Origin of the sequence: Pseudomonas sp. B1-22, assembly GCF_050474425.1 — a bacterium.
In the GTDB taxonomy this organism is placed as follows: Bacteria; Pseudomonadota; Gammaproteobacteria; order Pseudomonadales; family Pseudomonadaceae; genus Pseudomonas.
On sequence record NZ_JBCHVH010000004.1, the window covers coordinates 385,453 to 411,813 of the forward strand.

The 26,361-nt window shown below is 66.6% G+C and carries 26 protein-coding genes; 7 read left to right on the forward strand and 19 right to left on the reverse strand.

The features are described from left to right. The first annotated feature begins 1 nt into the window (after position 1). On the forward strand, positions 2-508 hold the full coding sequence (locus tag ACQ5BL_RS17350) for a nucleoside 2-deoxyribosyltransferase (RefSeq protein ID WP_430293195.1): 507 nt from the start codon (positions 2-4) through the stop codon (positions 506-508). Between the two features lie 150 nt (positions 509-658). Here ACQ5BL_RS17350 and ACQ5BL_RS17355 read toward each other — a convergent pair whose 3' ends face one another. After that, positions 659-1,666: an energy transducer TonB gene (locus ACQ5BL_RS17355; protein ID WP_243808650.1), complete on the reverse strand. Its 1,008-nt coding sequence runs from the start codon at positions 1,664-1,666 to the stop codon at positions 659-661. Between the two features lie 85 nt (positions 1,667-1,751). Then, a complete protein-coding gene (locus tag ACQ5BL_RS17360; RefSeq protein WP_243808649.1) occupies positions 1,752-2,714 on the reverse strand; it encodes a CobW-like GTP-binding protein in 963 nt (320 codons plus the stop codon). Positions 2,715-2,789: 75 nt separating this feature from the next. On the opposite strand from ACQ5BL_RS17360, the gene ACQ5BL_RS17365 reads away from it, so the two are divergent. Then, a complete protein-coding gene (locus ACQ5BL_RS17365; RefSeq protein ID WP_243808648.1) occupies positions 2,790-3,143 on the forward strand; it encodes an NADH:ubiquinone oxidoreductase in 354 nt (117 codons plus the stop codon). Positions 3,144-3,303: 160 nt separating this feature from the next. Here ACQ5BL_RS17365 and ACQ5BL_RS17370 read toward each other — a convergent pair whose 3' ends face one another. From ACQ5BL_RS17370 to dksA, 3 genes are read right to left on the reverse strand one after another with little or no spacing between them, the layout of a single operon-like run. Further along, a complete protein-coding gene (locus ACQ5BL_RS17370) occupies positions 3,304-3,933 on the reverse strand; it encodes a DUF1826 domain-containing protein (protein WP_243808647.1) in 630 nt (209 codons plus the stop codon). Further along, a complete protein-coding gene (zigA, locus tag ACQ5BL_RS17375) occupies positions 3,933-5,135 on the reverse strand; it encodes a zinc metallochaperone GTPase ZigA (protein WP_243808646.1) in 1,203 nt (400 codons plus the stop codon). Before zigA ends, ACQ5BL_RS17370 begins: the two co-directional genes overlap by 1 nt. 16 nt (positions 5,136-5,151) lie before the next feature. Next, a complete protein-coding gene (gene dksA, locus ACQ5BL_RS17380; RefSeq protein WP_243808645.1) occupies positions 5,152-5,556 on the reverse strand; it encodes an RNA polymerase-binding protein DksA in 405 nt (134 codons plus the stop codon). 111 nt (positions 5,557-5,667) lie between these two features. Here dksA and ACQ5BL_RS17385 point away from each other — a divergent pair, with 111 nt between their 5' ends. Together ACQ5BL_RS17385 and folE2 are read left to right on the forward strand one after the other, a co-directional pair. Then, a complete protein-coding gene (locus tag ACQ5BL_RS17385; protein WP_243808644.1) occupies positions 5,668-6,069 on the forward strand; it encodes a hypothetical protein in 402 nt (133 codons plus the stop codon). A 70-nt stretch (positions 6,070-6,139) separates the two neighbouring features. After that, positions 6,140-7,027 (forward strand): GTP cyclohydrolase FolE2, encoded by an 888-nt coding sequence (gene folE2 / locus ACQ5BL_RS17390; RefSeq protein WP_243808643.1) that lies wholly within the window; start codon positions 6,140-6,142, stop codon positions 7,025-7,027. On the opposite strand, the gene ACQ5BL_RS17395 is transcribed toward folE2, so the two are convergent. Both ACQ5BL_RS17395 and cfaB read right to left on the reverse strand, forming a co-directional pair. Further along, positions 7,024-7,494, reverse strand: coding sequence for a GNAT family N-acetyltransferase (locus tag ACQ5BL_RS17395; protein ID WP_243808642.1), 471 nt, complete (start codon positions 7,492-7,494; stop codon positions 7,024-7,026). The genes folE2 and ACQ5BL_RS17395 overlap by 4 nt on opposite strands. A gap of 138 nt (positions 7,495-7,632) precedes the next feature. Beyond that, positions 7,633-8,817 (reverse strand): C17 cyclopropane fatty acid synthase CfaB, encoded by a 1,185-nt coding sequence (cfaB, locus tag ACQ5BL_RS17400; protein ID WP_243808641.1) that lies wholly within the window; start codon positions 8,815-8,817, stop codon positions 7,633-7,635. 311 nt (positions 8,818-9,128) lie between these two features. Here cfaB and ACQ5BL_RS17405 point away from each other — a divergent pair, with 311 nt between their 5' ends. Next, entirely contained in the window at positions 9,129-10,643 is a 1,515-nt protein-coding gene (locus tag ACQ5BL_RS17405; RefSeq protein WP_279577377.1) for an MDR family MFS transporter, read from the forward strand. Positions 10,644-10,646: 3 nt separating this feature from the next. Here the strand turns inward: ACQ5BL_RS17405 and ACQ5BL_RS17410 are convergent, their stop codons facing one another. Next, positions 10,647-11,954 carry an MFS family transporter gene (locus ACQ5BL_RS17410; protein ID WP_243808640.1) on the reverse strand — a complete coding sequence of 436 codons (1,308 nt, stop codon included), beginning with the start codon at positions 11,952-11,954 and terminating at the stop codon, positions 10,647-10,649. 560 nt (positions 11,955-12,514) lie between these two features. On the opposite strand from ACQ5BL_RS17410, the gene ACQ5BL_RS17415 reads away from it, so the two are divergent. After that, positions 12,515-13,171, forward strand: coding sequence for a lipid-A-disaccharide synthase N-terminal domain-containing protein (locus tag ACQ5BL_RS17415; RefSeq protein WP_430293196.1), 657 nt, complete (start codon positions 12,515-12,517; stop codon positions 13,169-13,171). A 119-nt stretch (positions 13,172-13,290) separates the two neighbouring features. Here ACQ5BL_RS17415 and ACQ5BL_RS17420 read toward each other — a convergent pair whose 3' ends face one another. From ACQ5BL_RS17420 to ACQ5BL_RS17470, 11 genes are all read right to left on the reverse strand, one after another. Then, positions 13,291-14,262: an SdiA-regulated domain-containing protein gene (locus tag ACQ5BL_RS17420; RefSeq protein WP_207885832.1), complete on the reverse strand. Its 972-nt coding sequence runs from the start codon at positions 14,260-14,262 to the stop codon at positions 13,291-13,293. Positions 14,263-14,288: 26 nt separating this feature from the next. Beyond that, entirely contained in the window at positions 14,289-15,884 is a 1,596-nt protein-coding gene (locus ACQ5BL_RS17425; RefSeq protein ID WP_243808639.1) for an ArnT family glycosyltransferase, read from the reverse strand. 3 nt (positions 15,885-15,887) lie between these two features. Beyond that, positions 15,888-16,628: a glycosyltransferase family 2 protein gene (locus ACQ5BL_RS17430; protein ID WP_207885834.1), complete on the reverse strand. Its 741-nt coding sequence runs from the start codon at positions 16,626-16,628 to the stop codon at positions 15,888-15,890. Positions 16,629-16,651: 23 nt separating this feature from the next. After that, complete coding sequence (locus tag ACQ5BL_RS17435; RefSeq protein WP_243808638.1) at positions 16,652-17,653, reverse strand: NAD-dependent epimerase; 1,002 nt, start codon at positions 17,651-17,653, stop codon at positions 16,652-16,654. A gap of 350 nt (positions 17,654-18,003) precedes the next feature. Next, positions 18,004-19,839, reverse strand: a complete 1,836-nt coding sequence (glmS, locus tag ACQ5BL_RS17440) for a glutamine--fructose-6-phosphate transaminase (isomerizing) (protein WP_243808637.1) — start codon at positions 19,837-19,839, stop codon at positions 18,004-18,006. Between the two features lie 16 nt (positions 19,840-19,855). Next, a complete protein-coding gene (locus tag ACQ5BL_RS17445; protein WP_207885837.1) occupies positions 19,856-20,626 on the reverse strand; it encodes a DeoR/GlpR family DNA-binding transcription regulator in 771 nt (256 codons plus the stop codon). Between the two features lie 150 nt (positions 20,627-20,776). Further along, a complete protein-coding gene (locus tag ACQ5BL_RS17450; protein ID WP_430293197.1) occupies positions 20,777-22,690 on the reverse strand; it encodes a diguanylate cyclase domain-containing protein in 1,914 nt (637 codons plus the stop codon). Further along, positions 22,687-23,559, reverse strand: a complete 873-nt coding sequence (locus ACQ5BL_RS17455) for an endonuclease/exonuclease/phosphatase family protein (RefSeq protein WP_207885839.1) — start codon at positions 23,557-23,559, stop codon at positions 22,687-22,689. Before ACQ5BL_RS17455 ends, ACQ5BL_RS17450 begins: the two co-directional genes overlap by 4 nt. Positions 23,560-23,569: 10 nt before the next feature. Further along, positions 23,570-24,211, reverse strand: a complete 642-nt coding sequence (locus ACQ5BL_RS17460) for a thiol:disulfide interchange protein DsbA/DsbL (RefSeq protein WP_152219063.1) — start codon at positions 24,209-24,211, stop codon at positions 23,570-23,572. Between the two features lie 168 nt (positions 24,212-24,379). Then, on the reverse strand, positions 24,380-24,985 hold the full coding sequence (locus ACQ5BL_RS17465) for a c-type cytochrome (RefSeq protein ID WP_243808635.1): 606 nt from the start codon (positions 24,983-24,985) through the stop codon (positions 24,380-24,382). 47 nt (positions 24,986-25,032) lie between these two features. Beyond that, positions 25,033-25,323: a c-type cytochrome gene (locus ACQ5BL_RS17470; protein WP_207885842.1), complete on the reverse strand. Its 291-nt coding sequence runs from the start codon at positions 25,321-25,323 to the stop codon at positions 25,033-25,035. Positions 25,324-25,513: 190 nt separating this feature from the next. Between ACQ5BL_RS17470 and yihA the strand changes: the two genes are divergently transcribed. After that, on the forward strand, positions 25,514-26,167 hold the full coding sequence (gene yihA, locus ACQ5BL_RS17475; RefSeq protein WP_207885843.1) for a ribosome biogenesis GTP-binding protein YihA/YsxC: 654 nt from the start codon (positions 25,514-25,516) through the stop codon (positions 26,165-26,167). Positions 26,168-26,361: the final 194 nt, after the last annotated feature.

Below are 26,361 nucleotides of genomic sequence, written 5' to 3' on the forward strand. Positions count from 1 at the left end.
CATGCTCAAGATCTACCTCGCCGGCCCCGACGTGTTCCGCCCCGATGCCTTCGAGCAGGGCGAACGGCTCAAGGCCCTGTGCGCCGAGTTCGGCCTGCAGGGGCTGTATCCGCTGGATCACTCGGTGCCCGAGGGGATTGACCGGCCGCAGGACCAGGCGCTGTGGATCTACCAGGCCAACCTCGCCCTGATCGCCGAGGCCGACGCGGTGGTCGCCAACCTCAACCCCTTCCGCGGCGCCGAACCGGACAGCGGCACGGCCTTCGAGCTGGGCTATGCCGCCGCGCTCGGCAAGCCGCTGTACGGCTACATCCAGGAAGGCGGCAGTTGCGCCGAGCGCCTGCCGTGCGAGTGGAAGGGCAACCAGCCGGGCCGCGACCGCGACGGCAACCAGGTGGAAGCCTTCGGCCTGCCGCTGAACCTGATGCTCGGCGTGCCGGCGCAGGTCGCCGTTGGCGGGACGCGGGAGGCGCTGGAGTTGTTGCGTGCGGAGCTGCTGCCCTTGTAGGAGCGAGCTTGCTCGCGAACCGCCCGACTTCAATCGGGCCGGCTAATCCTGTTCGCGAGCAAGCTCGCTCCTACGAAGAGCCATGCGGTGCGAATCGCGGCAACAAAAAACGCGCCCCTGGGCGCGTTTTTTGTTGAGTGCGGAAACACCTCAGCGGGCTTTCTTCAACTCGAAGTTGAACACCTTGGTCGCCTGGCGCGCGACGATCCGGCCGCCGACCGTACGGGGCTCGAAGCGCCATCTTTCCATGGCATCGCGCACGCTGCGCTCGAACACGCGCGGCGGGGTCGATTCGAGGAACTGGATGTCGGTGATCCGGCCATCGCTGGTGATGGTGAACAGCACCTTCACGTGGCCCTGGATCTGCTTCGCCTGGGCCAGGCGCGGGTAGGTCGGCGGGTCCATGCGCAGCGGCTTGATGTCGCTGTCGTTGAGGCTGCCGGTCGGCAGGCCGGCAGGGCCCTGGGAGCCGGTCGGCGCCGACTGCGCACCGGGGGTGGACTGGCCAACGGTGGGCGCGGCGGGCGGCGGCGGGGCGGCCGGGGTCGGCGGCGCGGTGGTTTCCGGCGCAGCTTCCGCCTCAGGCTCGGGCTTGGGTTTCGGCTTGGGCTTGGGCGCGACCTTGGGAATGGCCTTTTCCACCGGCTTGGGTTTCGGCTTGGGCGGCTCGACCGGCTTGGGCGGCTCCGGTTCAGGCGGGGTCGGCACTGGCGCGGCGGCCGGCGGTTGCTGCACCGGCTCGGGCTTGGGCGGCAGGGTGACGATGCTGACCTGCATCGCCTTGGGCATCTCGCCCTGTCCCAGGTTCAGCTCAGCCGGCGTCGGCACGACCCAGAACAGCGCGGCGACAATCGCGACGTGCATGCCGATCGCCAGGCCCGAGGACTTCCACCAGCCGCCACGACGCGGTGGTTCTTCGCCCTCCTCCACGCCTTCCACGGGGATGGCGTAGGGGATCAGCACCTCTTCGGGAACCACTTCCGCATCCCGACGCTCACCCTCGCAACTGACCAGACGCAGGTTGGCCTCGCTGACGCGCTGGGCGTTCACGCTAGGCAGCACGGCGCCGTCTTCCGCCTTCGTGGCGGGAAACAGCGGGGCCTCGGCGGACACGGCAAGATCGCTATCAGCCGCTTCGCGCAGTTGGGGTAAGGACATGAGAATTCCTGCGGAAAGAGTTCAGGAAGCACTATCTTCTGATAATTATTATCATTCACTCAGCCCGCAAGGGCAACCTCGTCCGTCAGAGCGGAGCGATGGCAAAGCGCAGAAGCGCATCCTGAAGCAACTGCGCGTCGATTTCCGTGGCCAGGATCAATTCGATCCGACTGTCGCGACGCCAGGCGCTGTCCGTCCAGGCCGCTGGCCGGTCGGTGCGGTTGCACGCCGTCCACCCCGCCTCGCCATGCAGGACCGCCTTGGCCCGCAGCAGGCCGGGCAGCGTGGCCAGCCACGCATCCAGTTCGCCGATACGGAAACGCCAGTCCGGGTGGAAGCGCCAGCCAATCGCCTGCCGCCCCTCCTCGATGCGCTCCTGCCGCAAGGGTTGGTCGCGGCGCAGCAGCACGACGCCTTCCACGCCTCTGGGCAGCACCGGTAATTCGGCCGCGGGCTCGGTCAGGGGCACGCTGGGCAACTCGGGGAGCGCCAGCCGGCCCTGGGTGGTCCAGCGTGTCGGCAGCGCCGGCAAGCCGGCCAGCAGCGCGGCGCGGGCCGCATCATCGAGGGCCTCGCTCTTGTTCAGCAGCAACAGCCCGGCCTGCCCCAGCGCATTCTGCTGCGACTCGGGCAACGCTTGCCCGGCCGCCAGCGCCGCGGCATCCAGCACCATCACCAGCGGCTGCACCGCCAGCACGCCCTGCCAGGGCGCGGCGCCCAGTTGCGCCAGCAGCTGGGACGGATGGCCGAGGCCGGAGGGTTCGATGAACAGCCGCTGCGGCCGGGCCTTGCGCAGCAACCGGCCGAGACCGACCTGGAAAGGCGCGCCATTCACGCAGCACAGGCAGCCGCCAGCGACTTCGCCGAGGGCGACACCGTCCTCGTCGCGGCTGAGCAGTGCGGCATCCAGGCCGACCTGGCCGAATTCGTTGACCAGCACCGCCCAGCGCTCGTCCGCCGGGCGCTGGGCCAGCAGGTCGCGCAGCAGGCTGGTCTTGCCCGCCCCGAGAGGGCCGGCGATGAGATGAGTCGGGATCTGCTTCAACATTCCGCCATGGTGCCGCCTGACGCTCGCCGGGAAAAGCGCTAGAGTCGCGGCTTCTTATCGCACCCCGGATCGACCATGCGCCAGCTCCTGCCCGTAGCCCTCGCCTGCCTGCCGCTGCTCGCCCACGGCGAAGCCTGCGTGGTGCACAGCCAGGGCGCCAACCTCGACGTGAAGGTCTGCCAGCAGAATCGCAGCATTCCCGCCAAGTTGTTCCGCGAAGGATTCTGCCAGCCGCAACTGAAGGACCAGAAAGTCCAGGTCACCTATGCCGACAGTTGCCCGAGCGGTGCTTTCGGCGTCTGCGAGAACGCCCAGGTGCAGGGCATGCCCTACCGCCAGGATATCCATTACTACGGGGTTGCCAGCGACGCGCGCATCCTCCAGCCGTTCTGCGAGGGCCAGAGCAACGGCCAGTGGCGCAAGCCCTGAGGCACGGTCATCGGCCTGTCATACGCCTCAGGCTTACTGTCGCTGGGTACCTCACACCCTCTCGGCACCCCACGCCGAACATGATCTTGGTGAATTGGGTCGTCATCCCCTGACGACCCATTTTTTTTGCCTGTCCGGCGCCGGTCCGGTGGTGCGGAATTCAGCCCAGCCAGTCCAGCGTCAGCAGCAGGCGCCGCTCACCAGGCGCCGGTTGCGGCGAGCGGTGGACGATGCCGCGGCCAAGATTGCCGGCCCACTTCTCGCCCTTGAACAACCCCACATCGCCGGCCGCCATCTGACGTATCAGCGCAGAGCCGGCGGGCTCCGCCGTCGGCTCGCCCAAGCAGGTGCGGGCCATCGTCCCCTCCTCCAGCCACTGGCTGGCAGGACCAGCGTAGGTGGTGACCAGCCGCAGCGGCACATGGTCGACGTGAAAGCGTGGGCACATGGCGCAGTCCAGACTGCGCACGCGCAGGCCGATGCGGCGAGCGCCCGTGAGGCAGGCAAAGGCTTCCAGCAGCCACTCCAGGTCGGCGCGGAACAGCGCGCAGCCGTCGAAAGGTGCATGCTCGAGCAGTTCACCCAGCACGACGCGCTCATCCTGCACATCCAGACTCTGCTTCAGGTCCAGCGGCCGGCTACCCAGTCGATCGGCGAAGGCGCTGAGTTCCGGGTAAAGCGTGCGTTGCCAGACGGCCAGGTTGACATCATCCTTCAGGACCTCGGCCAGCACCTGCGGATCGCTCCCTAGCACCTGGCGCGGCCAGGCCGGCGTGTCGAGAGCGAGCATCAGGCCTGCGCCTCCCAGGGGTCGAAGGGGTCGGGCAGATGCTTCCAGGCGTTGGCGCCGGCGGCCATCTCGGCATCGTCCAGCAGGCAGCGGTCCAGCTCCGCGAACAGGCGGCCGAAGTCCAGGTCCTGGCCGATGAACACCAGCTCCTGCCGGCAGTCGCCGCTGTCGCCATCCCAATGCTTGAGCACGACCTGCAGCTCGGCGGTGTCCTGCGGCCAGGATTCGCGCGGCACGAAGCGCCACCAGCGCCCGGCCAGGCCATGGCGCATCAGGCCGCCGGCCTGGGACCAGCTGCCCGCCTCGCGGTAGCGGCTGGCCAGCCAGAAGAAGCCCTTCGAGCGCAGCAGCCGGCCGTTGCTCCAGGGCCGGGCGAGGAAGTCGTGGAAACGCTGCGGGTGGAAGGGGCGCCGCGCGCGGTAGACGGTGGAGGAAATGCCATAGGCCTCGGTCTCCGGCTGGTGCTCGCCGCGCAGTTCCTTGAGCCAGCCAGGGGCGCGGGCGGCACGCTGGAAGTCGAAGCGTCCGGTATCGAGGATGCGCGCCAGCGGCACCTGGCCCATCACCATGGGCTGGATATAGGCGTCCGGATTGAGCTTGCGCAGGATCGCCAGCAACTCGTCGCGCTCGGCGTTGCCGATCAGATCGATCTTGCTCACCAGGATCACGTCGGCGAATTCCACCTGCTCCACCAGCAGGTCGCTGAGCGAGCGCTCGTCGTCCTCGCCAAGGGTTTCGCCACGCTCGGCAAGGCTGTCGGCGCCCTCGTAGTCGGCGAGGAAGTTCAGCCCGTCGACCACCGTGACCAGGGTGTCCAGGCGCGCCAGGTCGGACAGACTGCGGCCCTGCTCGTCGCGGAAGGTGAAGGTCTCGGCCACCGGCAGCGGCTCGGAGATGCCGGTGGACTCGATCAGCAGGTAGTCGAAGCGGCCCTCGCGGGCGAGGCGGCTGACTTCTTCCAGCAGGTCCTCGCGCAGGGTGCAGCAGATGCAGCCGTTGCTCATCTCCACCAGGCGCTCCTGCCCCCGGTTGAGGCTGACGTCGCGCTGCACCTCGCGGCCGTCGATGTTGATTTCGCTCATGTCGTTGACGATGACCGCGACCTTGAGGTTTTCGCGGTTCTTCAGCACATGGTTGAGCAGGGTGCTCTTGCCGGCGCCGAGGAAGCCGGACAGGACGGTAACGGGGAGTGGCTTGTTCACGGGGTGCTCCAGAGAGTCAGGCTTCGCGGACGTGCAGTTCGCGCCGTTCCTGGCGCTCCTTGGCCTCAACACAGAGCGAGGCGGTAGGGCGCAGCAGCAGACGGCGCAGGCCGATCGGCTCGCCGGTCTCCTCGCACCAGCCGTACTCGCCCCGGGCCAGGCGCTCCAGCGCCTGGTCGATCTTGTCCAGCAGCTTCTTTTCGCGCTCCAGCACGCGCAGCTGCCATTGGCGCGCCTCCTCGCGGCTGGCGAGGTCGGCGTCGTCGCTGGGCCGCTCGCCGTCCTGCAGGGCATGGAATTCCTCGTCGATGCGCGCCTGCAACTCGCCGCGCTGGTTCAGCAGCAGGTCACGGAAATAGCCCTGTTGCGCCTCGCTCATGTAGGCCTCGCCGGGCTGGGCGAGCAGTTCCTGTTCGGTCATGGCCGTCTCCGGATCGGAGGTGATCTTTTATGTTATATTATAACAATGCAAGATCGACAAGCGACCACCGACGTGCGATACCACTGCTCTCACCGATGCTCCGGATTCCCGATGCTGCGCCGCGCCCTGCTGCTCTGCCTGTTCGCCCCGCTCGCCCACGCCAGCGGCCAGCCGCCGCTGCCCTTCCCCGGCGAAGCACCGGCACGCTGCGCCTGGTCGGCGCAGGTTCTGGCCTGCATGACCGACGCAGGCGATCTCTACAGCGTCGCCACCCGGGGCCATGACACCTATCTGCGCGGCTTCGAGGCCGCCAGTGGGCGGCACTGGGCGCAGACCGGCACGCGCTACGGCGACCTGACTTTCTTCAGCGGCATCGCCAGCGACGGGCAGGTATGGGTCGGCACCAGCCGGGGCATCGGCTGGACCACGATCAGCCGCTTCAGCAACTCCTCCGGCGACAGCTCCCGCCTGACCTGCGGGCGGGTCAGCGGCTGCAAGCAGCAGGCGCGCTGAAGGAATTCATTGCGCAATCGCTGCCAGGCAAATACGTTATATTATAACAATTGCCATCCGTGACCCGCCCATGACCGCCTTCCTCCCCGACATCGCCTGCCAGTCCACCCACCTGCCCATTGCGCTCGACTGGGTCGGCATGCGGGGCATTGCCGTGCCGCTGCGGATCGCCGGCGAGCGCATTGCCGCCGTTGCCGATGCGGGCGTCAGTCTCGATGATGCCGAGACGAGGGGCATCCACATGTCGCGCCTGTATCTGGCGCTGGAAGCGCTGGCCGAGAACGAACTCTCGTCCGCCCTGCTGCGTGAAACGCTGGGGCGCTTCCTCGAAAGCCATGCGCAGCTTTCCCGGCAGGCCAGCCTGGTGCTGCGCTTCGAACTGATGCTGCGCCGCCCGGCGCTGGTCAGTCCGCTGAGCGGCTGGAAGCGCTATCCCTGCGAAATCCACGCGCGGCGGGAAGGCGACGCCCTGCAACTGGAGCTGTGCCTGTCGCTGCCCTATTCCTCCACCTGCCCCTGCTCCGCCGCCCTCGCGCGCCAGTTGATCCAGGAGCGCTTCGACAGCGACTTCGCCGGCCGGACCTTGCACGCCGGTGAAGTCCGCGCCTGGCTCGGCAGCACGCAGGGCATCGTCGCCACGCCGCACAGCCAGCGCAGCGAGGCTCAGCTGCGCCTAAGGCTCGATCCGACAGTTGCGGAGTTGCCCTTCAACGCGCTGATCGACCAGGCCGAAGCCGCCCTCGGCACCGCCGTGCAGACTGCGGTGAAGCGTGCCGACGAGCAGGCCTTCGCCCTGGCCAACGGGCAGAACCTGATGTTCTGCGAGGATGCCGCACGCCGGCTGCACCGGGCGCTGGTGCAGCTGGAACAGGTGAGCGGATTCGAGGTGCAGGTGGTGCATGCGGAAAGCCTGCATGCCCACGACGCGGTGGCGGTCAGCCGCTGGACGCGGGCCTAGAGCACCATGTCCAGGCGCAGACGATCCCGGCAACGGATGCCGTTCTCGATGATGGGCTCGGGGTAGTTCAGCGAGAAGTAATCATGCTCCACACTGGCGATGCGGAAGCCCATGCGCTGGTACAGGCCGAGTTGCGCCAGGCTGGAATTGCCGGTGCAGATATCCAGGCGCAGCGCACCCGCGCTGCGCGCTGCATCGATCGCGGCCTCCAGCAGGCGCCGGCCCAGGCCACGCCCCTGCCATTCCTCGGCCACGGCAAGGTTGGTGATCTCGATGACTCCCCAGCTGCGTGCTGTCAGGGTCAGCACCCCGCGCACCGCGCCTTCCTCGGCCAGGGCCAGGACACGCGATTGCGGCAGATAGCGCTCGACCTGTTCGCGACAAGGGTCGGCCAACAGCAGCAGGGGCCAGGGCGCGTTGTCGGCGGGCAGCTCGACGAGGGACAGCTCGGAGTAGAAAGACACCATGACCTGAAGGGATAAGCCAAACGGAGGCGACGGTTTATCCTCTCGCGCCCCACAATGCAAGCATTTCGACATCACCATTGGTCGAATACCGAACGCGCCGCGCGGGGCAGACCCGGACGATCTGCCCCATCCCGAGTCTCATTGGTAGATATCGCGCCGGCTCCACGGCACCTCATCCGAGCCATCGGCATGCGGCCTGCTGGCGAGGATCTGGTGCAGGTTGATCCAGCCCTTCTTGAAGCCGTACGCGCAGCCGGCCAGGTAAAGGCGCCAGATGCGCAGGGCCTGTTCGGGCACCATCTTCGCCGCTTCGGCCAGCTTCGCTTCCAGGCTCGCGCTCCAGAAGTCCAGGGTGCGCGCGTAATGCAGGCGCAATCCTTCGACATCGACCACCTCCAGCCCGGACTCACCCATGCGAGCAACAGCCAGCGACAGGTGCGGCAGCTCGCCGTGGGGGAAGACGTAGCGGTCGATGAAATCACCGGCGCCGCGCCCCACCGGACGCCCATCGGTATTGCTGGAGGTGATGCCGTGGTTCATCACCAGCCCGCCCGGCCGTACCGCGTCGAACAGGTGCTGGAAATAGAGGCCCAGGTTGGCGTGACCGACGTGCTCGAACATCCCGACGCTGACCACCTTGTCGAAACGGCCGTCGCGAGGCAGGTCGCGATAGTCCCGCAGCTCCAGGGTCACCTTGCCTTCCAGGCCATCGGCCTTGACCCGCTCGCGGCCGAGCTTGAGCTGCTCCTCGCTGAGGGTGATGCCGTGCACCAGGGCGCCGAATTCCTTCGCCGCCAGACGCGCCAGCCCGCCCCAGCCGCAGCCGACGTCGAGCAACTTCTCGCCCGGCTTCAGGCGCAACTTGCGGCACAGGTGGCGCAGCTTGGCCAACTGGGCCGTGGCCAGGTCCTCATGGCCGGTCTCGTAGTAGGCGCAGGAGTACACCATCTCCGGGTCCAGCCAGAGCCGGTAGAAGTCATTGGAGAGGTCGTAGTGGTAGTGGATCGCCTCGGCGTCGGTGGCCTTGTCGTGGCTTTTGCGCACGTAGTCAACCGCGCCATCGTCGCTGCCAAGGGCCGCACTCAGGGCATCGCCCATGGCGATCACCTCGCCGATCGGGCCTTCGATATCCATGCGCCTTTCGACGTAGGCGCGGCCCAGCATATCGAGGCTGGGCTGGGTGATCTCGGTCAGCAGCGTCGGGTCACGCACGACGAGAGTTACCTGCGGGTCCGGCCCCAGGTCGAAGGCCTGGGCCTCGCCGATGCGGATACGCAACGGCAACTGCAGGGACAGCAACTCAGAGGGCAGATTGGCTTTCATGCATACCTCCTGGTCACAGGGCTGAAAAACTATAGACCAGTTCCTCCATAGTCTGTCCCTATGGCCTGGCCTGCGGAACGCTATCGGGCACCGCCGTGGCGATGCGTCGACCGGGGCCCTTGCAGTGGAGTGCAACCCGGCCCCGGGCGTTCCAAAAAACAACGCGCGGAACGATAGTTCGCTACGCAAGCGTAGCAGCGCATCCGCGAGACTTCGTCTCCAGCCTTGAGATAGAGCCTTTCCCAGCCGGCAACAATGGCGTCGGCGTGTCAGTCCATGACTCCATTGGACTACACTGTCGCTCCCTCCGCATGCATTCCGACCGGAGGACCTCTGCAGTGAAGGGGGCTACCTTGAATACCTTCTCCGCGCCGCGTCCGGCGGTCCGCACCGTACTGGTGGGGCTGATGCTGGCGATCTTCCTCGGTGCGCTGGACCAGACCATCGTCGCCGTGTCGCTACCGGCGATCTCCGCCGGCTTCGGCGATTTCGACCTGCTCGCCTGGGTCATCTCCGGCTATATGGTGGCGATGACCATCTCCATGCCGATCTACGGCAAGCTCGGCGACCTCTACGGGCGCCGCGTGCTGATGCTGTTCGCCATCGGCCTGTTCACCGCCGCCTCGGCACTCTGCGGCGCCGCGCAGAGCATGGAGCAATTGGTGCTGGCCCGCGTGCTGCAGGGCATCGGCGCGGGCGGCATGATGTCGGTGAGCCAGGCGATCATCGGCGACATCGTCCCGCCGCGCGAACGGGGTCGCTACCAGGGCTATTTCAGCAGCATGTATGCCGTGGCCAGCATCGCCGGTCCCGTGCTCGGCGGCCTGCTGACGGAGTACCTGTCCTGGCGCTGGGTGTTCCTGATCAACCTGCCGGTGGGCCTGGTCGCCCTCGCGGTCTCGCGCCGCACCCTGCGCGGCCTGCCGGTGCCGGGACGGCAGCCGGTGATCGATTACCTGGGCACCGCGCTGATGATCGCAGGGCTCGGCAGCCTGCTGCTGGCGATCACCGAAGTCGGCCAGGGCGCGCGCTGGAACGATCCGCAGATGCTCGGGTTGTTCGCCGCCGCGCTGGTGCTGATCGCATTGTTCGTGCTGCAGGAACGCCGCGCGCCGGAACCGCTGGTGCCGATGCACCTGTTCCGCATCCGCGCGGCGACGCTGAGCTGGCTGATCAGCTTCTTCGCCAGTTTCCAGGTCATCTCGCTGTCGGTGCTGGTACCGCTGCGCTTCCAGTCGGTCACCGGCGCCGGTGCCGACAGCGCCGCCTTGCACCTGCTGCCGCTGGCCATGGGGGTGCCGATCGGCGCGTACTACTGCGGCCGGCTGACCGCGATCCTCGGGCGCTACAAGCCGCAGATCGTCGCCGGTGCGCTGCTGACGCCCTGCGCCATCGCCGGTCTGGCGCTGGCTTCGCCGGACGCCTACCTGCTCTCGGGTCTGTGCATGCTGCTGACCGGCATCGCCGCCGGCACCCAGTTCCCCACCAGCCTGGTGGCGGCGCAGAGCGCGGTGGACACCCGCTACCTGGGCGTGGCCACCAGCAACATCACGCTGTTCCGCTCCCTGGGCGGCGCGGTGGGCATCGCGCTGATGTCGGCCCTGCTGCTGGCCATGCTGCAACCGCTGGCGGGCGACGCCGGCCAGGGCCTTTCGGCCAGTGCGATGCTGGAAAGCCTGGGCGGCGCGGGCCACGAGACGCAGCGGCTGACGCTGGACCGGGTGTTCAGCCATCTGTTTCTGATCAACGCCGGCTTCGGTGCCCTGGCGCTGCTGATCGCCCTGGCACTGCCCGACCACGCGCTGCGTGGCCGGGGCAGCGACTGAGGATCAGTCCTCGTCGTTGAGGTAGCTGACCTTGCGCAGGTCCGGCAGCAGCAGGCAGACCACCAGCGCCACGCCGCACATGACCGAGACGTAGACGTAGAAGTACTCCTCGACGCCGAGGCTCTTCAGGCCCAGGGCCACGTACTCCGCCGAGCCGCCGAAGATGGCGTTGCCCACCGCGTAGGACAGGCCCACGCCCAGGGCACGGATCTGTGGCGGGAACATCTCCGCCTTGATCAGGCCGCTGATCGAGGTGTACAGGCTGACGATGGCCATCGCCGCGATGATCAGCACGAAAGCCAGGTAGGGGCTGCTCACGGCCTTCAGCGCGGAGAGGATCGGCCAGGTGAAGATCATCCCCAGCGCGCCGAACCAGAGCATCGAGGTCTTGCGCCCGATGCGGTCGGACAGCGCACCGAACAGCGGCTGCATGCACATGTAGCAGAACAGCGCGAAGGTCATCACGCCGCTGGCCACCTTGGCGTCCATCCCGGCGGTGTTCACCAGGTATTTCTGCATGTAGGTGGTGAAGGTGTAGAAGATCAGCGAGCCGCCGGCGGTGAAGCCGAGCACGGTGAAGAAGGCGCGCTTGTGGTGGGCGAACAGCTCGGTGAGGGTGCCCGACTCCTTGCGGTTGAGGTTGTCGGCCTTGGCCGTCTCGCTCAGCGAACGACGCAGGTAGAAGGCGATCACCGCGGTGATCGCGCCGACCACGAAGGGAATCCGCCAGCCCCATTCCTTCAGCTCGTCGGTGGTCAGCAGCTGCTGCAGGACCACCACCACCAGCACTGCCAGCAACTGGCCGCCGATCAGGGTGACGTACTGGAAGGAGGCGAAGAAGCCGCGCTGGCCCTTGAGCGCCACTTCGCTCATGTAGGTCGCGCTGGTGCCGTACTCACCGCCCACCGAAAGTCCCTGGAACAGCCGCGCGAGCAGCAGAAGGGCCGGCGCGGCGACACCGATGGTCGCGTAGGTCGGCATCACGGCAATCGCCAGCGAGCCGCCGCACATCATCAGCACCGAGATCATCATCGCGGTCTTGCGGCCCTTCTTGTCGGCAATGCGGCCGAACATCCAGCCACCGATGGGACGCATCAGGAAGCCGGCGGCGAACACCCCGGCGGTGTTGAGCAACTGCACCGTCGGGTTGTCCGAGGGGAAGAAGGCGTGGGCGAAATAGAGGGCGGTGAAGGCATAGACGTAGAAGTCGAACCACTCCACCAGGTTGCCCGAGGAGGCGCCGACGATGGCGAGGATGCGCGTACGGCGCTCATGGGCAGAGTATTGCGGTACGGAGGACGGTGCGTTCATGGGGCTTCTCTGGTTGGGTTGAACGGCTTCCCGGAAGTCTGGGCGGAAGTCCCTGGCCGCCCCGTATCAGACGCTTCGCCAACCTTGCCCGGCGCTGCGTCGCTGACACACTCGGTAACAGTATAGACACCTCCGATAGCCGGCTAACGAAGTCAGCGGCTTCCCCGGCTTGGTTTCGGTTCGAATATCGGCCATGCCCAACGCACGTTTGTCGTTTTCGATTGACCGGCCAGTGGCCAGCTTCTATCGTTGGCCCGCCTCGCATCCTTCGGGAGACTTGTCAGGTACCCCTCGAAGGGTCGGGGTCCGACCTTGTCCACAAGACAAGGTCGATTTCCATTCCCCTCGTGTTGCGGCTCCTGCCGCCTGGCCTCGGTGCCCCGTCCACACCCCCGGACGTGCAGGCACCGGGGGAATGTTGACCGCCCCTGCCCCGCCCGGTCATCCCGCCCGACCACTCGTCGCCGCCATTAAAGAGACATGCGTCCCGTGTATACTGCGGGGCAGCGCTACAGGCCGCGAAATGCGCGGCGCTCGACGATTCGACCGGGGGGCTCTGCTTGAACGCAGCCAATCCATTGTGGTTTGCCATCGGACTGGCCGCACAGGCGGCTTTCTCTGCTCGCTTCCTGGTTCAATGGGTGCTTTCCGAGCGCGCTCGCAAGAGCCTGATGCCGGTGCACTTCTGGTATTTCAGCTGCGCCGGCGCCGTGCTGCTGCTGGCCTACGCCACCCACCAGCGCGACCTGGTGATCTGCCTGGGGCAGCTCGCCGGCCTCGCCATCTACCTGCGCAATCTCGAACTGGATCGTCGCCACAGCGGCGGCCGGCCGCTGTTCTTCGCCTGGCCCTGGCTGACCTGGGCGGCGGTGGCGATCGCCTTGGGCTGGATGTCGAAACCTGAACCGATCCTCAAGGTCATCACTGGCGCCGACCCGCTGTGGACCGTGATCGGCATGGTCGGCCAGGTGCTCTTCACCGGGCGCTTCGTGCTGCAGCTGTGGTACTCCGAGCGCGCCGGACGCCCGGTCAACCCCATCTACTTCTGGTACCTGTCGATGGCCGGCAGCGTGCTGCTGTTCAGCTACGCCGTGGCGCAGCGCGACCCGATCATCATCCTCGGCCAGTCCTTCGGCATCGTGGTCTACCTGCGCAACCTGGCGCTGATCCGGCGCCAGGCCCAGGCCGAAGGCGCCAGCGCGCAGCAGAGCCAGTGAGCCTTCGGCGGCTCCTGATGAACGCCTTCAGCGATGCATGACAAAGGCTCGCGCGACTCTGGAGAAGAGCCGTCCGCGGGCCTCGGCGACAGCCTTCAGCACACCTTGAAACGAACCCCTCAGCGCTGCTTCTCGAAGCGGTAGAAGAGGTTCGGCTCGCTGCCCACGTAGAGGTTGCCGTCGGCATCCATGGTCAGCCCCTCGGCCTGGGGCGCCGCGTGTTTCAGGTCGCCAAAGCCGCCGAGCGAGCGGAAGCTGACCAGCTTGCCCTGCCCGTCCAGCTCGATGATCAGCTTCGACTCCTCGCTGAGCACCAGCAGGTGGCCGCTCTTGCGGTCGTAGTGGAGGTCGGAGATGTCGGTGCCGAACACGCTGCGCTTCACCCAGTCGGTGTGGTCGATCACCTTGAGCTGCAGCTTGCCGGCCAGGCTCGCGCGAATGCCGGTGACTTCGTAGATCTGCCGCGGGCCGCGCTCCTTGCCGATGAACAGGCGATCGTGGTCGGGGTCGTAGGTGAGCCCTTCGAAGCCCTTGTTGTGGATGCTCGGTTTGATCTCCAGGGCGAACGACTGCGCCTCGCGGGCGTCGATCGTCCGGCCGGGCTGATCCGGCAGCGCGAAGAAATCGATCTGCTGCAGGTTCTCGTCGGATACCGCCACCAGGCCGCCGCCTAGGTAGGCCACACCTTCGACGTCCTCGAAACCGGTCATGGGGTACTGCGCCAGCAGCTCGCCAGTCTTGCTCAACACCGTCAGCTTCATGGCACCGGCATTGGTCACGGCGAGCAGGCGGTCGTGGTCGAAGTCGTAGCTCAGGGCGGACAGGTCGGATTCGATGCCCTTCACCGGCTTTGCGTCGATCACCACCTTGTAGTCCGGCAGCCAGACGCTGCGCCCGGCCCACTCGGACGCGTGCAGCTGGCTGCTGAAGTAGAAGTAGGCCTGTTGCGGCAAGAGCTTCATGAGCAGCAAGGTCACGCCCGGTACGACCAGCACCAGGGCCAGGAGCAGCCACAGCAAGGTGCGCCGGTCGAAGCGGCGACGCAGGGGATGCAGTTGCATGACGTCCACGCTGTCGGCAGCTCTGTTCACGTTCGGACTCCCAGGAAAGTGGAAACTCAGAAAAGCGGCGGCTTCCAGGCGAAGCGGTAGGCCGGGGCGGAAGCGTCGTCGGCGCACTGGCCGTTGTCGGCATCGGCGTCGACCAGGAACCACTGCTCCTCGTAGTCGCCCTTCACTTCGCGGGCACGCTCGCGGTGGAAGCAACGCTCGAGGCCTTCGGCGGAAACCATGGCCACCGCTTGCGGATGACCGCGCAACCAGGTCAGTGCCTTGCCCAGCGGGTCGGGGGTATCCAGGCCGAAGTGCACCAGCGGCTGGCGGGCGTAGAGCCAATGCCCCTCGCGCCAGTTGGTCAGCACCAGCTCGGCGCCGCCGCTCAGGCGAGCCACCTCGGCCATCAGCGGACGACGGTCATCGCCGGGGTCGCGCAGCGGCTCGATGAAGCCGCGGGCGAACCAGGCGGTGAACCAGACCACCGCGATGACCAGGAACACCTTGCGCGCCCTCGGCCGCTCGGCAAACCAGCGGCGCAGCAGCCAGGGCACCAGCGGCGCCATGGCCAGCACCAGGCCGGGCAGCGCGGGGAAGATGTAGAGCTTGCGCTTGCCGGAGCTCAGGCTGAAGAACAGCAGCACCAGCGCCACCCAGCCGAGCAGCACCAGCAGGCGGCCGTCATGGCGGGCCAGCTGGCGGCGCCAGGCGGGCACCATCCACGGCAGGGTCAGCACCAGAGGCAGCCAGTACTGCGGGATGACCTTGGCGAAGAAGTACCAGAACGGCTCCTGATGCTGCCAGGCGCTGGCGTAGCGCTTGGCGGTCTGGTGCAGGAGGATGTCGTCGAGGTAGGCGCGGCCATCGGCGCTGCCGCTCAGGAGCACGTGCAGCACCACCGGCACCAGCCATAGTGCGATAGCCCCCAGGGCCACCAGCAGCCCCAGCCACCAGGCGCGCGCCTGACCGGGCATGCGCACCACGCCGGACCAACCCTTGCGCGCCGCATAGGCGTAGGGAATCAGCATCAGTGCCGGCAGGAAGCCCACGCCCTTGCTGATGACACCCAGGCCCATCACCGCGCACGCCAGGTAGAACCAGCGCCACGCCGGGCCGAGCAACAGGTGCCGGCACAGGCCATAGACGGCCAGGCTTATCCACAGGCAGAGGAAACCGTCGATGCTGCCATCGCGCAGCACCGAATAGGTCTGGTAGGTAGCCAGGAACAACAACCCGGCGACGAGGCCGATGCGGCGGTTCCACAGGCGGCGGCCGAGGTCGTAGAGGCAGGCGGTCGCTACCAGGCCCGAGCCGAAGGCCGGCAGGAACAGCGCCAGGTTCGGCGCCAGCCCCAGGCGCACCAGCAGCGCCACCAGCCACATGAACAGCGGCGGCTTGTCCGGATAGATTTCCGCGGCGCGGTGGGGAATCAGCCAGTCGCCGCTCTGCAGCATCTCCAGGGCCACGCCGAGGAAGCGCTCTTCGTCGACGTTGCTCGGCTGGCGAAGTCCCAGGCCGGCGCCCAGCAGCAGGGCCGCCAGCAAAAGCAGCAACCAGGGCCGTTCGGCGCAACGCCAGAACCAGGAAAACTGCGCACCGGTCCCGACACGCAGGGGCGTCAGGCGGGGAAGGGAATTGCCTGGCTCGCCCTGATTGGCCATGGGTCAGCGCCCCAGTTCGCGGGGAACCGCATCCAGGCGTGTGCGACGGATCAGCCACCAGACGCCGAACAGGTCCAGGATGCCCACCAGCGCCCGGTCCAGGTTGCCGTACTTGGACACCCCGGCATTGCGCGGCCGGTGGTTCACCGGGTGCACGCGCATGCGGCCCTGGTGGCGCTGGATCAGCGCCGGAATGAAGCGATGCATGTGATCGAAATACGGCAGGCGCAGGAAGGCTTCGCGCTCGATCAGCTTGAGCCCGCAACCGGTATCGGGCGTGTGGTCGTTGAGCAGGCGGCCGCGCAGGCGGTTGGCGAAACGCGAGGCCCAGCGCTTGCTGGCGCTGTCCTGGCGTTTCACCCGGTGCCCGGCGATCAGCTTGAGGTCGGCCGGGCAGTCGGCGGCGCGGACCATGGCGAGCATCCCGGGGATGTCCGCCGGATCGTTCTGTCCGTCGCCGTCCAGGGTCGCCAGCCAACGGCCACGGGCGGCCTCGGCGGCGTGATAGATGGAGGTGCTCTGGCCCAGCGAACGCTCGTGGGTCAGCACCCGCAGCTCGGCATAGCCGCCCTGCTGCAGCTTCTGCAGCTCGGCGCGGGTCGCGTCGGTGCTGCCATCGTCGACCACTATGACTTCGAACACCTCGCCGGCCAGGGCCTGGCGGACTTCCTCGAGGAGCCCGGGAAGGTTCTCGGCTTCATTCTTCGCCGGAATCAGCACCGACACATAAGGGCTGTTGGACATGCTCGGATCTTGCTCCATGACCCTCACGCCGCGCCGGCGCAGGGCTCTTCAATCGCGTAGAACTCGCGGTACCAATGAACGAAACGCTCGACGCCGCTCTGCAGCGAAGTCGCCGGACGGAAACCGGTGCGCCGTGCCAGCGCCTCGACGTCGGCCCAGGTCTGCAGCACGTCACCCGGCTGCAGCGGCAGATAGTTGCGAACGGCCCGGCGCCCCAGCGCGTTCTCCACGCACTCGACCATGTCGAGCAGGCGTACCGGCTCGCCGCGGCCGATGTTGTAGAGCGCCACCGGCGCCTCGCCGTGCTCGCCCGACTCGGCCGGGCAGTCCTGGATGCGCACCACGCCTTCCACCACGTCGTCGATGTAGGTGAAGTCGCGGGACATCTCGCCGTTGTTGTAGATATCGATGGGGCGGCCTTCGAGGATCTCCCGGGTGAACTTGAACAGCGCCATGTCCGGACGGCCCCAGGGGCCGTAGACGGTGAAGAAGCGCAGGCCGGTGACCGGCAGGCGGTAGAGGTGTGCGTAGGTGTGCGCCATCAGCTCGTTGGCGCGCTTGGTCGCGGCGTAAAGCGACACCGGCTGGTCCACTGCCATGTCGGTGCTGAACGGCATGTCGCGGCTCATGCCATACACCGAGCTGCTGGAGGCATACACCAGATGGCCGACCTGCCCATGGCGACAACCTTCGAGCAGGTTGACGAAGCCGGTGAGGTTGGCGTCGGCGTAGGCCTGGGGGTTTTCCAGCGAGTAGCGCACCCCGGCCTGGGCGGCCAGGTGAATCACCCGTTCGAAGCGCTCACGCTGGAACAGTTGGGCCAGGGCCGGGCCATCGGCGATGTCCAGCTGCTCGAAGCGGAAGTTGCGCTCCTGGCGCAGCAACGCCAGCCGGGCCTGCTTGAGCTCGACGCTGTAGTAATCGTTGAGGTTGTCGATGCCGACCACGTCGTGGCCGTCGCGGCACAGCCGCTGCGCGGTGTGGAAGCCGATGAAACCGGCGGCGCCGGTGACCAGGAACTTCATGGATACAGTCCCCAGCTGAAGCCGGGGGCAGGAATATCCCTTGTCTGCACGAACGCTGTGATCGTCATGGGTCGCCCGAGCCAGAGTGTTGTTGTGGTGACCGGCAAGGGCCGATCCCTGGTCTTGATGGTCCGGGCCGCAAGGGGCTCGGCTACGCACGGCATCCGTCTAGGACGCCGCGCAAAGGCTGACTCATCGTCTTGGCAGGCGTGAGAAGAATTTGTGAAAGATTAGTAGAGAAAGTGTGACGGCATTACGACGAAAACGCCTACACATCAGAAGCGGGCAAAGGAAGGACCGCGGTGACGGCGCAAGGTGCCGACACCGCGGGGATCGCGACGGCGAACGGTTTACTCCACGGTCACGGACTTGGCGAGGTTACGCGGCTGGTCGACGTCAGTGCCCTTGAGCACCGCGACGTAGTAGGACAGCAGCTGCAGCGGCACAGTGTAGAGGATCGGTGCCAGGCAATCGTGGATCGCCGGCATGCCCACCACGTGGGTGCCTTCGCCATTGGCGATACCGCTGCCGCCTTCGGCGAAGACCACCAGTTCACCGCCACGGGCGCGCACTTCCTGCAGGTTGGATTTGAGCTTCTCCAGCAGTTCGTTGTTCGGCGCCACGGTGACCACCGGCATGTCGGCGTCCACCAGGGCCAGCGGGCCGTGCTTGAGTTCGCCGGCCGGATAGGCCTCGGCGTGGATGTAGGAGATTTCCTTGAGCTTCAGCGCACCTTCCATCGCCACCGGGTATTGCGCGCCACGGCCGAGGAACAGGGTGTGGTGCTTCTCGGCGAACAGCTCGCTGATCTTCTCCACCACCTTATCCATTGCCAGGGCTTCTTCCAGGCGGGTCGGCAGGCGGCGCAGCTCGGCCACCAGTTCGGCCTCGACGCCGTCGTTCAGGCGCTTCTGCACCTGGCCGATGCCCAGGGTCAGCAGCAGCAGGGCGACCAGCTGGGTGGTGAAGGCCTTGGTCGAGGCCACGCCGATTTCCGGGCCGGCATTGGTCAGCAGGGTCATGTCCGACTCGCGCACCAGCGAACTGGTGGCGACGTTGCAGATGGCCAGGCTGGAGAGGAAGCCCAGTTCCTTGGCATAACGCAGGGCGGCCAGGGTGTCGGCGGTTTCGCCGGACTGGGAAATGGTGACGAACAGCGAATCCGGATGGACCGCGACCTTGCGGTAACGGAACTCACTGGCCACTTCGACCTGGCAGGGAATGCCAACCAGGCTTTCCAGCCAGTACCGGGCCACCATGCCGGCGTGGTAGCTGGTGCCGCAGGCAACGATCTGCACGTTGCGCACCTTGGCCAGCAGTTCGCGGGCCTGGGGGCCGAAATTGTCCACCAGCACCTGCTCGGTGCCCAGACGACCTTCCAGGGTGCGCTGCACCACGGAGGGCTGCTCGTGGATCTCCTTGAGCATGAAGTGGCGGTACTCGCCCTTATCGGCGGCCTCGGCGCCTTCGTGGTAACGCACGGCCTCGCGCTGCACCGGATTGCCCTTCACGTCCCACAGCTGGATGCTGTCGCGGCGAATCTCGGCGATGTCGCCTTCTTCCAGATAAATGAAGCGGTCGGTGACCTGGCGCAGGGCCAACTGATCGGATGCCAGGAAGTTTTCACCCAGGCCCAGGCCGATCACCAGCGGGCTGCCGCTGCGGGCGGCGAGGATTCGATCCGGCTGCTTGGCGCTGATCACCGCCAGCCCGTAGGCACCGTGCAGTTCGCTGACCGCGGCCTTGAGCGCGACGGTGAGATCGCCCATCTCGCTCAGGCGCAGGTGCAGCAGGTGGACGATGACTTCGGTGTCGGTCTGCGACGTGAACACGTAGCCACGCGCCTTGAGCATTTCGCGCAGCGCATCGTGGTTCTCGATGATGCCGTTGTGCACCACCGCCAGCTCGCCATGGGAGAAGTGCGGGTGGGCGTTGTCCTCGGTGGGCGCGCCATGGGTGGCCCAGCGGGTATGGGCAATGCCCAGGCGGCCGAGCAGCGGCTGCTCCTCGATGGCCTGCTCCAGGCTGGACACCTTGCCGGCGCGGCGGCGGCGTTCCAACGCGCCGGAACCTTCGACTACCGCCACCCCGGCACTGTCATAGCCACGGTATTCGAGGCGCTTGAGGCCTTCGACGAGGATCGGGGTCACATTACGTTCGGCGATGGCGCCTACGATTCCACACATGGATTGGCTCTCCTTTTCAGTCTTCGCAGCGCGCGCGGATCACTTTCACGCCACGCGCCTGGATCAGTTCGAACGCCTCGTCACTCAGGCGTTCGTCGGTAATCAGGATCTGGACGCTGCTCCAGGGCAGTTCCAGGTTGGGGATACGGCGACCCAGCTTGTCCGCCTCGGCCATCACGATCACTTCGCGGGCGACCTCGGCCATGACCCGGCTGAGCCCCAGCAATTCATTGAAGGTGGTGGTGCCGCGCTCGATGTCCAGGCCGGTGGCGCCGATGAACAGCTGGTCGAAGTCGTAGGAACGCAGCACCTGCTCGGCGACCTGGCCCTGGAAGGACTCGGAGTGCGGGTCCCAGGTTCCGCCCGTCATCAGCAGCACCGGCTCGCGCTCCAGCTCGCGCAGGGCGTTGGCGACGCTCAGGGAGTTGGTCATCACGACAAGGCCCGGCTTGCGCCCCAGCTCGGGAATCAACGCCGCGGTGGTGCTGCCACTGTCGATGATGATCCGCGCATGCTCGCGGATGCAGCTCGCCGCCGCCCGGGCGATGGCCTGCTTGTAGCGCGACAGCGGCTGGCTCGGCTCGCCGATCAGCTCATGCGGCATCGGTACCGCGCCACCATAGCGGCGCAGCAGCAGGCCATTGCCTTCGAGGGCGGCCAAGTCCTTGCGGATGGTGACCTCGGAGGTGGCGAAACGGTGCGCGAGGTCGTCCACGCTGACCTCGCCCTGTTCGGCGAGCAGCGCCAGGATGTCGTGGCGGCGTTGCGGCGTGTTGCGTTTCGACATGAACGATTAAGTTTCGATTCGAAAGATAAGTGTGCGAATCAAAACCCAAGAGCTTTCGTTCGTCAAGATTTGATGGCGTGAATGGAAAGTTTTTCTGTAGGGCATACAACCGTTCGCGGTTGTACGCCCTACGGGAACACCGAGCGGGGCTCAGTCCACTTCCAGCCGATTGCGCCCGCCCCGCTTGGCGCGATACAGCGCCTGGTCGGCGCGCTCGAAGGCCACATCACCACGCTCGCCGGCTCGGAAGGCCGTCAAGCCGGCCGAGCAGGTGATCACCAGGCGCTCGCCCTTGAAGTGGAACGGACAGGCTTCCACCGCGCCGCGCAGCAGGTCGAGCAGCCGTTGGCCGCCTTCCAGGGGCGTTGCGGGCAGCAGCACGACGAACTCCTCGCCACCGAAGCGGGCAATGAAGTCGGTCTTGCGCAGGCGCTTGGAAAGCTCCGTGGCAATGATCTTCAGTACCTTGTCGCCGGCCAGGTGGCCGAAGTCGTCGTTGATGCGCTTGAAGTGGTCCACATCCAGGATCGCCAGCAGCAGATCGCCGCCGGAGCGCTCCCAGCGCGCCACTTCCTGCTCCAGGCGCTCGATCAGCGCGGCGCGGTTGGGCAGGCCGGTGAGCGCGTCGGTCATGGCCTTCTGGCGCTGGTCCTCGATGTTGGCCTTGAAGGTCTGGGCTTCGGCTTCCATGCTCGCCACCCGCGTCATCAGCGACTGGATACGCTCGCCCACTTCGCGCTCACGGGCTTCACGCTCCTCGCGGAACTGGTCCATGGTCCCGACCAGCCCTTGCAGGCGGCTTTCCACATGGCGCTTGAGGCTCTCGAGGTCAGTGGCCTCCAGCACGCTGTCCTTCAGCCCGCTGACGTGCTCGCGCAGCGTGTCGTCCAGGCTGCGGGCGCTGGAGCTGGCGCCGGCGTGGTTGTCATGTACGGCCTGCAATCCGTCGAGGAAGGCGCCCAGGCGCTCGTTGAGCTGGTGCAGGTAGCCTTCGAACTCGCGCTGCCCGCTGTCGTTGAGCGACAGCACCAGCGCCGCCAGGTCATCCAGCACCGGCACCAGTTCGTACCAGTTGAGGCTGCCGTGAATCCGCGTGCGCAGGGCATCGGCCTGGGGCTGGTGGGTCATCGGCAGGTGCATTTCGTCCAGCAGGTGCAGCAGGCTGGCTTCGATATGCGGAGCGACTGCGCTGTAGCCCGGCTCCGGACGCGCCGGCAGGGCGTAGGGGTCGGCTGCCTCGGCGGGTTCACCGAAAAGGCCGGGGGGCAATGGCAGGCTGTCGAGCAGGGCCGGAGCGGACGTTACGCCGGGAGATACGGCCGGCACTTCGGCAATCACCGGGCTGGTCGCCACATTGGCCTGTTCGGCAACGGGCTCGACCGGTGCAGGTGCAGGTGCAGGTGCAGGTGCAGGTGCAGGTGCCAGGGATTCGGCCTGGTGCGCCACCGCTTCGCCCAGCACCGTTGCCTCGGCCAAGGGCGCCTCGGCCACGGCGACAGTCGCCGCCAGCGGCTCTTCCGGCGCATCGGCGGCCGCTTCACGACCACCGAACAGGCGTTGCAGCAGGCCGGGGCGCTGCTCGCCGCCAGCGCCGTCGAAGTGCTCCAGTACCCGACGTTGCAAACCACTCAACTCAGACAGCAGCGCCGGCAGCTCGCGGGAGCTGCTGGCTCGCGCGGCGATGTCCCGGGCGAAGCTCTTCAGCGGCTTGCGCACCTCTCCCGGCAGCTCCAGCGCCAGCAGTTGCTGGGCGAGCTGGGAGAGTGCCGCGATGTTCTGTTCGATACGCTGCTGGCGGCGCTGTTCGGAGTCGAGCACCGCACGTTCCAGTTGCGGAATCAGGCGGGCAAGGCCAGCGTCCATCTCGTCGCGGCGCAGGACCTCGCGCAGCTCCTTCATGCAGGCGTCCACCGCCTTGTCGCTGCCTTCGGCCGCCAGGCTGCTGCGCACCAGGCCGCGGCGCAGCAGGTCGACGCGGGCGTTCCAGCGCCGTTCGAGCTTTTCCTGCTGCTCGAGGTTATCGAGATACTTCTGTTTCCAGCGTGGCTCGGCTTCGCGACTCATTCAGGGGCCTCGCCGCGCAACGCAAGCGACGAGGAGGTGCGCAAGGCATCCGGCAAACGGATTTCCACGGCCACCGGAAGGTGATCGGAAATCGGTTGCGGCAGGACGCTGACGCGCTCCAGCGCCAGCTCGGAACTGAGCAGGATATGGTCCAGGCAGCGCTGCGGGCGCCAGCTGGGGAAGGTGGCTTCCACTTGCGGCGCGATCAGCCCGAGATCGCGCAGGGGCGAGCTTTCCAGCAGATCGGCGGCGTGGGTGTTCATGTCGCCCATCAGCACCTGGTGGCGGTAGCCCTGCAGCAGTTCGCGGATGTAGGCGAGCTGGCGGGTGCGGGTTCGCGCCCCCAGGGCCAGGTGCATCATCACCACCGCAAGGGCGTCCTCGCCTTCGCCGAAGCGCATGAGGATCGCACCGCGTCCGGGCGGGCCGGGCAGCGGATGATCTTCCAGGGCGGTGGGCTGCAGGCGGCTGAGCAGGCCGTTGCTGTGCTGGGCGATACGCCCGAGATTGCGGTTGAGCTGCTGGTACCAGTAGGGGAAGGCACCGAGCTGGGCCAGGTGCTCGACCTGGTTGATGTTGCCGGAGCGGATGCTGCCGCCGTCGGCCTCCTGCAGTGCGACCACGTCGTAGTCGGCGAGCAGCTCGCCAATGCGCTGCAGGTTGCTGGCCCGCCCCGCGGTCGGAAGCAGGTGCTGCCAGCCGCGAGTCAGGTAATGCCGGTATCGCTCGGTGCTGATACCGACCTGGATGTTGAAGCTGAGCAGGCGGAGCCGGCCGTCGTCGGGCAAGCCGGAGGCGCTCCCCTGGACGGGATTCACCTTCGGGACGCAGGCCCCTGCGACACGATCGCGAGTCCGCCGGCGCAGCATCGCCAGCTCCTTACTGAGCGGCCTTGGCGGAGGCGCGTTCCTTGGCGATCAGCTGGTCAGCCAGCTCCAGCGCGGCGTCCGGGCTGCCGGCCGAACCGATGTCGAAGCGGTACTTGCCGTTGACGACCATGGTCGGTACGCCGCTGATCTGGTAGGCCATTGCCAGTTTCTTGGCCTTCTCGATCTGGCCCTTGATGGCGAAGGAGTTGTAGGTGCTGAGGAACTTGTCCTTGTCCAGGCCCTGCTCAGCCACGAAGGCGGCCATTTCTTCCGGGGTGGTCAGGCTCTTGGGATTGTTGTGCAGCTTTTCGAAGATCGCGTGGTGAACCTTCTGCTCCACGCCCATGGATTCCAGGGTCAGGTACAGCTGGCCGTGGATATTCCACAGGCCGCCGAACATGGCGGGGATGCGCACGAAGTGCACGTCGGCCGGCAGCTTCTCGATCCACGGATTGATGGTCGGCTCGAAGGCGTAGCAATGCGGGCAACCGTACCAGAACAGCTCCACCACCTCGATCTTGCCCGGCTGGGACACAGGCACGGCCTGGCTCAGCTCGGTGTAGCTCTTGCCAGCTTCGAACTCGGTGGCATTCGCGTTGAGGGCGAACAGGCCGGCAAAGGCAAGCGCGGCGGTGAAAATCAGGTTACGCATGGTTCACTCCTTGGCTGAGCGGATCCGCCTCGCTCGGGCGCGGCGGGATGAAGCGGTTTTGACCTGAGGCGCCAGGCACGGTTCCAGCATTGTAGTGGCGGCGGATGCGAAAAAGGGCGGCCGAAGCCACCCTTTTTTCATCCCGGCGATTTCCGCCCGGCGCGCCGCTTAGTGCAGGCCTTCGATGTAGCTGGAGATCGCGGCGATGTCCTTGTTGGACAGCTTGGCGGCGATGCTGCGCATGATCATGGCGTCGCCGTCGTTGGTGCGCTCGCCTTCGCGGAAGGCGGTCAGCTGCTTGGCGGTGTAGGCCGAGTGCTGGCCACCCAGGTGCGGGAAGCCGGCGGCGGCGTTGCCCAGGCCGCTGGGGTTGTGGCAACCGGTGCAGGCCGGCATGCCTTCGGACAGCTTGCCGCCACGGAACAGGGCTTCGCCCTGGGCGACCAGTTTCGGATCGGCCATGCCGATGCTGGCGTTCTGGCTGGAGAAGTAGGCAGCGATGTCGGCCATGTCCTGATCGCTGACGTTGGTCAGAATGCCGGTCATTTCCAGCACGGTGCGGCGACCTTCCTTGATGTCGTGCATCTGCTTGAGCAGGTAACGCTCACCCTGGCCGGCCAGTTTCGGGAAGTTCGGCGCCATGCTGTTGCCATCGGCGCCATGGCAGGCGCCGCACACAGCAGCTTTCGCCTGACCGGCCTTGGCATCGCCAGCGGCGTGCGCAACGCCGGTAAGGCCCAGGGTCAACAGCAGACTCACGATCAATTTGTTCATCAGCTAATCCAATAACGGCTAAGGGTGAAAGAGTAGGGCTTCCGGGATTACTTGGACATCCACTGGATGATGGCCTGGTAATCCTCGGCGCTGCAGTCGGTGCACAGGCCGCGAGGAGGCATCGCGTTGAAACCGTTGGTCACATGTTGCACCAGCGTGTCCATGCCCTTTTCCAGGCGCGGCTTCCACGCTGCGGCGTCGCCCTTCTTCGGCGCCATCGGCAACTGGCCACTGTGGCAGGCGCCACAGGCTCGGTTGAACACGGCTTCCGGATCCTGAGCGGCCTGAGCGCTGGTGGCCAGCGCGGCAACGATGGCTGCGAACAGCAGTTTCTTCATGATTATCCTCATCGTCTGGGAACGTCCGCGTTCTGATGCGCGGGCTAATGGGGTCCCCGTGGCGCCCGACCCTGGGGGATAAAGCGCACACAAAATCCGCGGCATTATATACTTCCAATGCCGAAACGGAAACGAGCCCGCTCCCCGCGACACCTGGTCGCACCCCTCTGCGAAGATGCCAATGTCCTCGATGAACCCTGCGAAAAACCCGATTCTCGGCCTGTGCCAACAGGCCACTTTCCTCATCAGCGCCGCCAAGGTGAACCAATGCCCGGAAGACACCGGCCTGGAAGTCGCCTTCGCCGGCCGCTCCAACGCAGGCAAGTCCAGCGCGCTGAACGCCCTGACCCATGCGAACCTGGCGCGCACCTCCAAGACCCCGGGCCGCACCCAGCTGCTGAACTTCTTCCGCCTGGATGACGAACGCCGCCTGGTCGACCTGCCCGGCTACGGCTACGCCAAGGTGCCGATCCCGCTGAAGCTGCACTGGCAGCAGCACCTGGAGGCCTACCTGAGCAGCCGCAACGCCCTCGCCGGCGTGGTACTGCTGATGGATATCCGTCACCCGCTGACCGATTTCGACCGCCTGATGCTCGACTGGGCCCAGGCCAGCCGGCTGCCGATCCACGTGCTGCTGACCAAGGCCGACAAGCTCGCCTTCGGCGCGGCGAAGAACGCGCTGCTCAAGGTACGCAAGGAAATCCAGCAGGGCTGGGGCGACGTCGCCACCCTGCAGCTGTTCTCCGCGCCCAAGCGCCAGGGCGTGGAAGAGGCACAGATGGTCCTGGCCGGCTGGCTGGGGCTGCTGGATGACGAGGAAGAGGAGGCCGGCGAGGAAGCCTGAGGCCAAATCGCAGGCAAAAAAAACCCCGAGCTTCGTATGGGGAGGGGGAAGTTCGGGGTTTAAGTCCGGACCGCTAGGGCGGGGTCCAGTAATCTGCCAACACTAAACACTGCAAAGGAGCATCGAAGGGCTTCACCAGCCATTCACGTGTTCTGACTGGGGCCTTTGCGGGAAAGTTCAGCAGGCCACGAAAA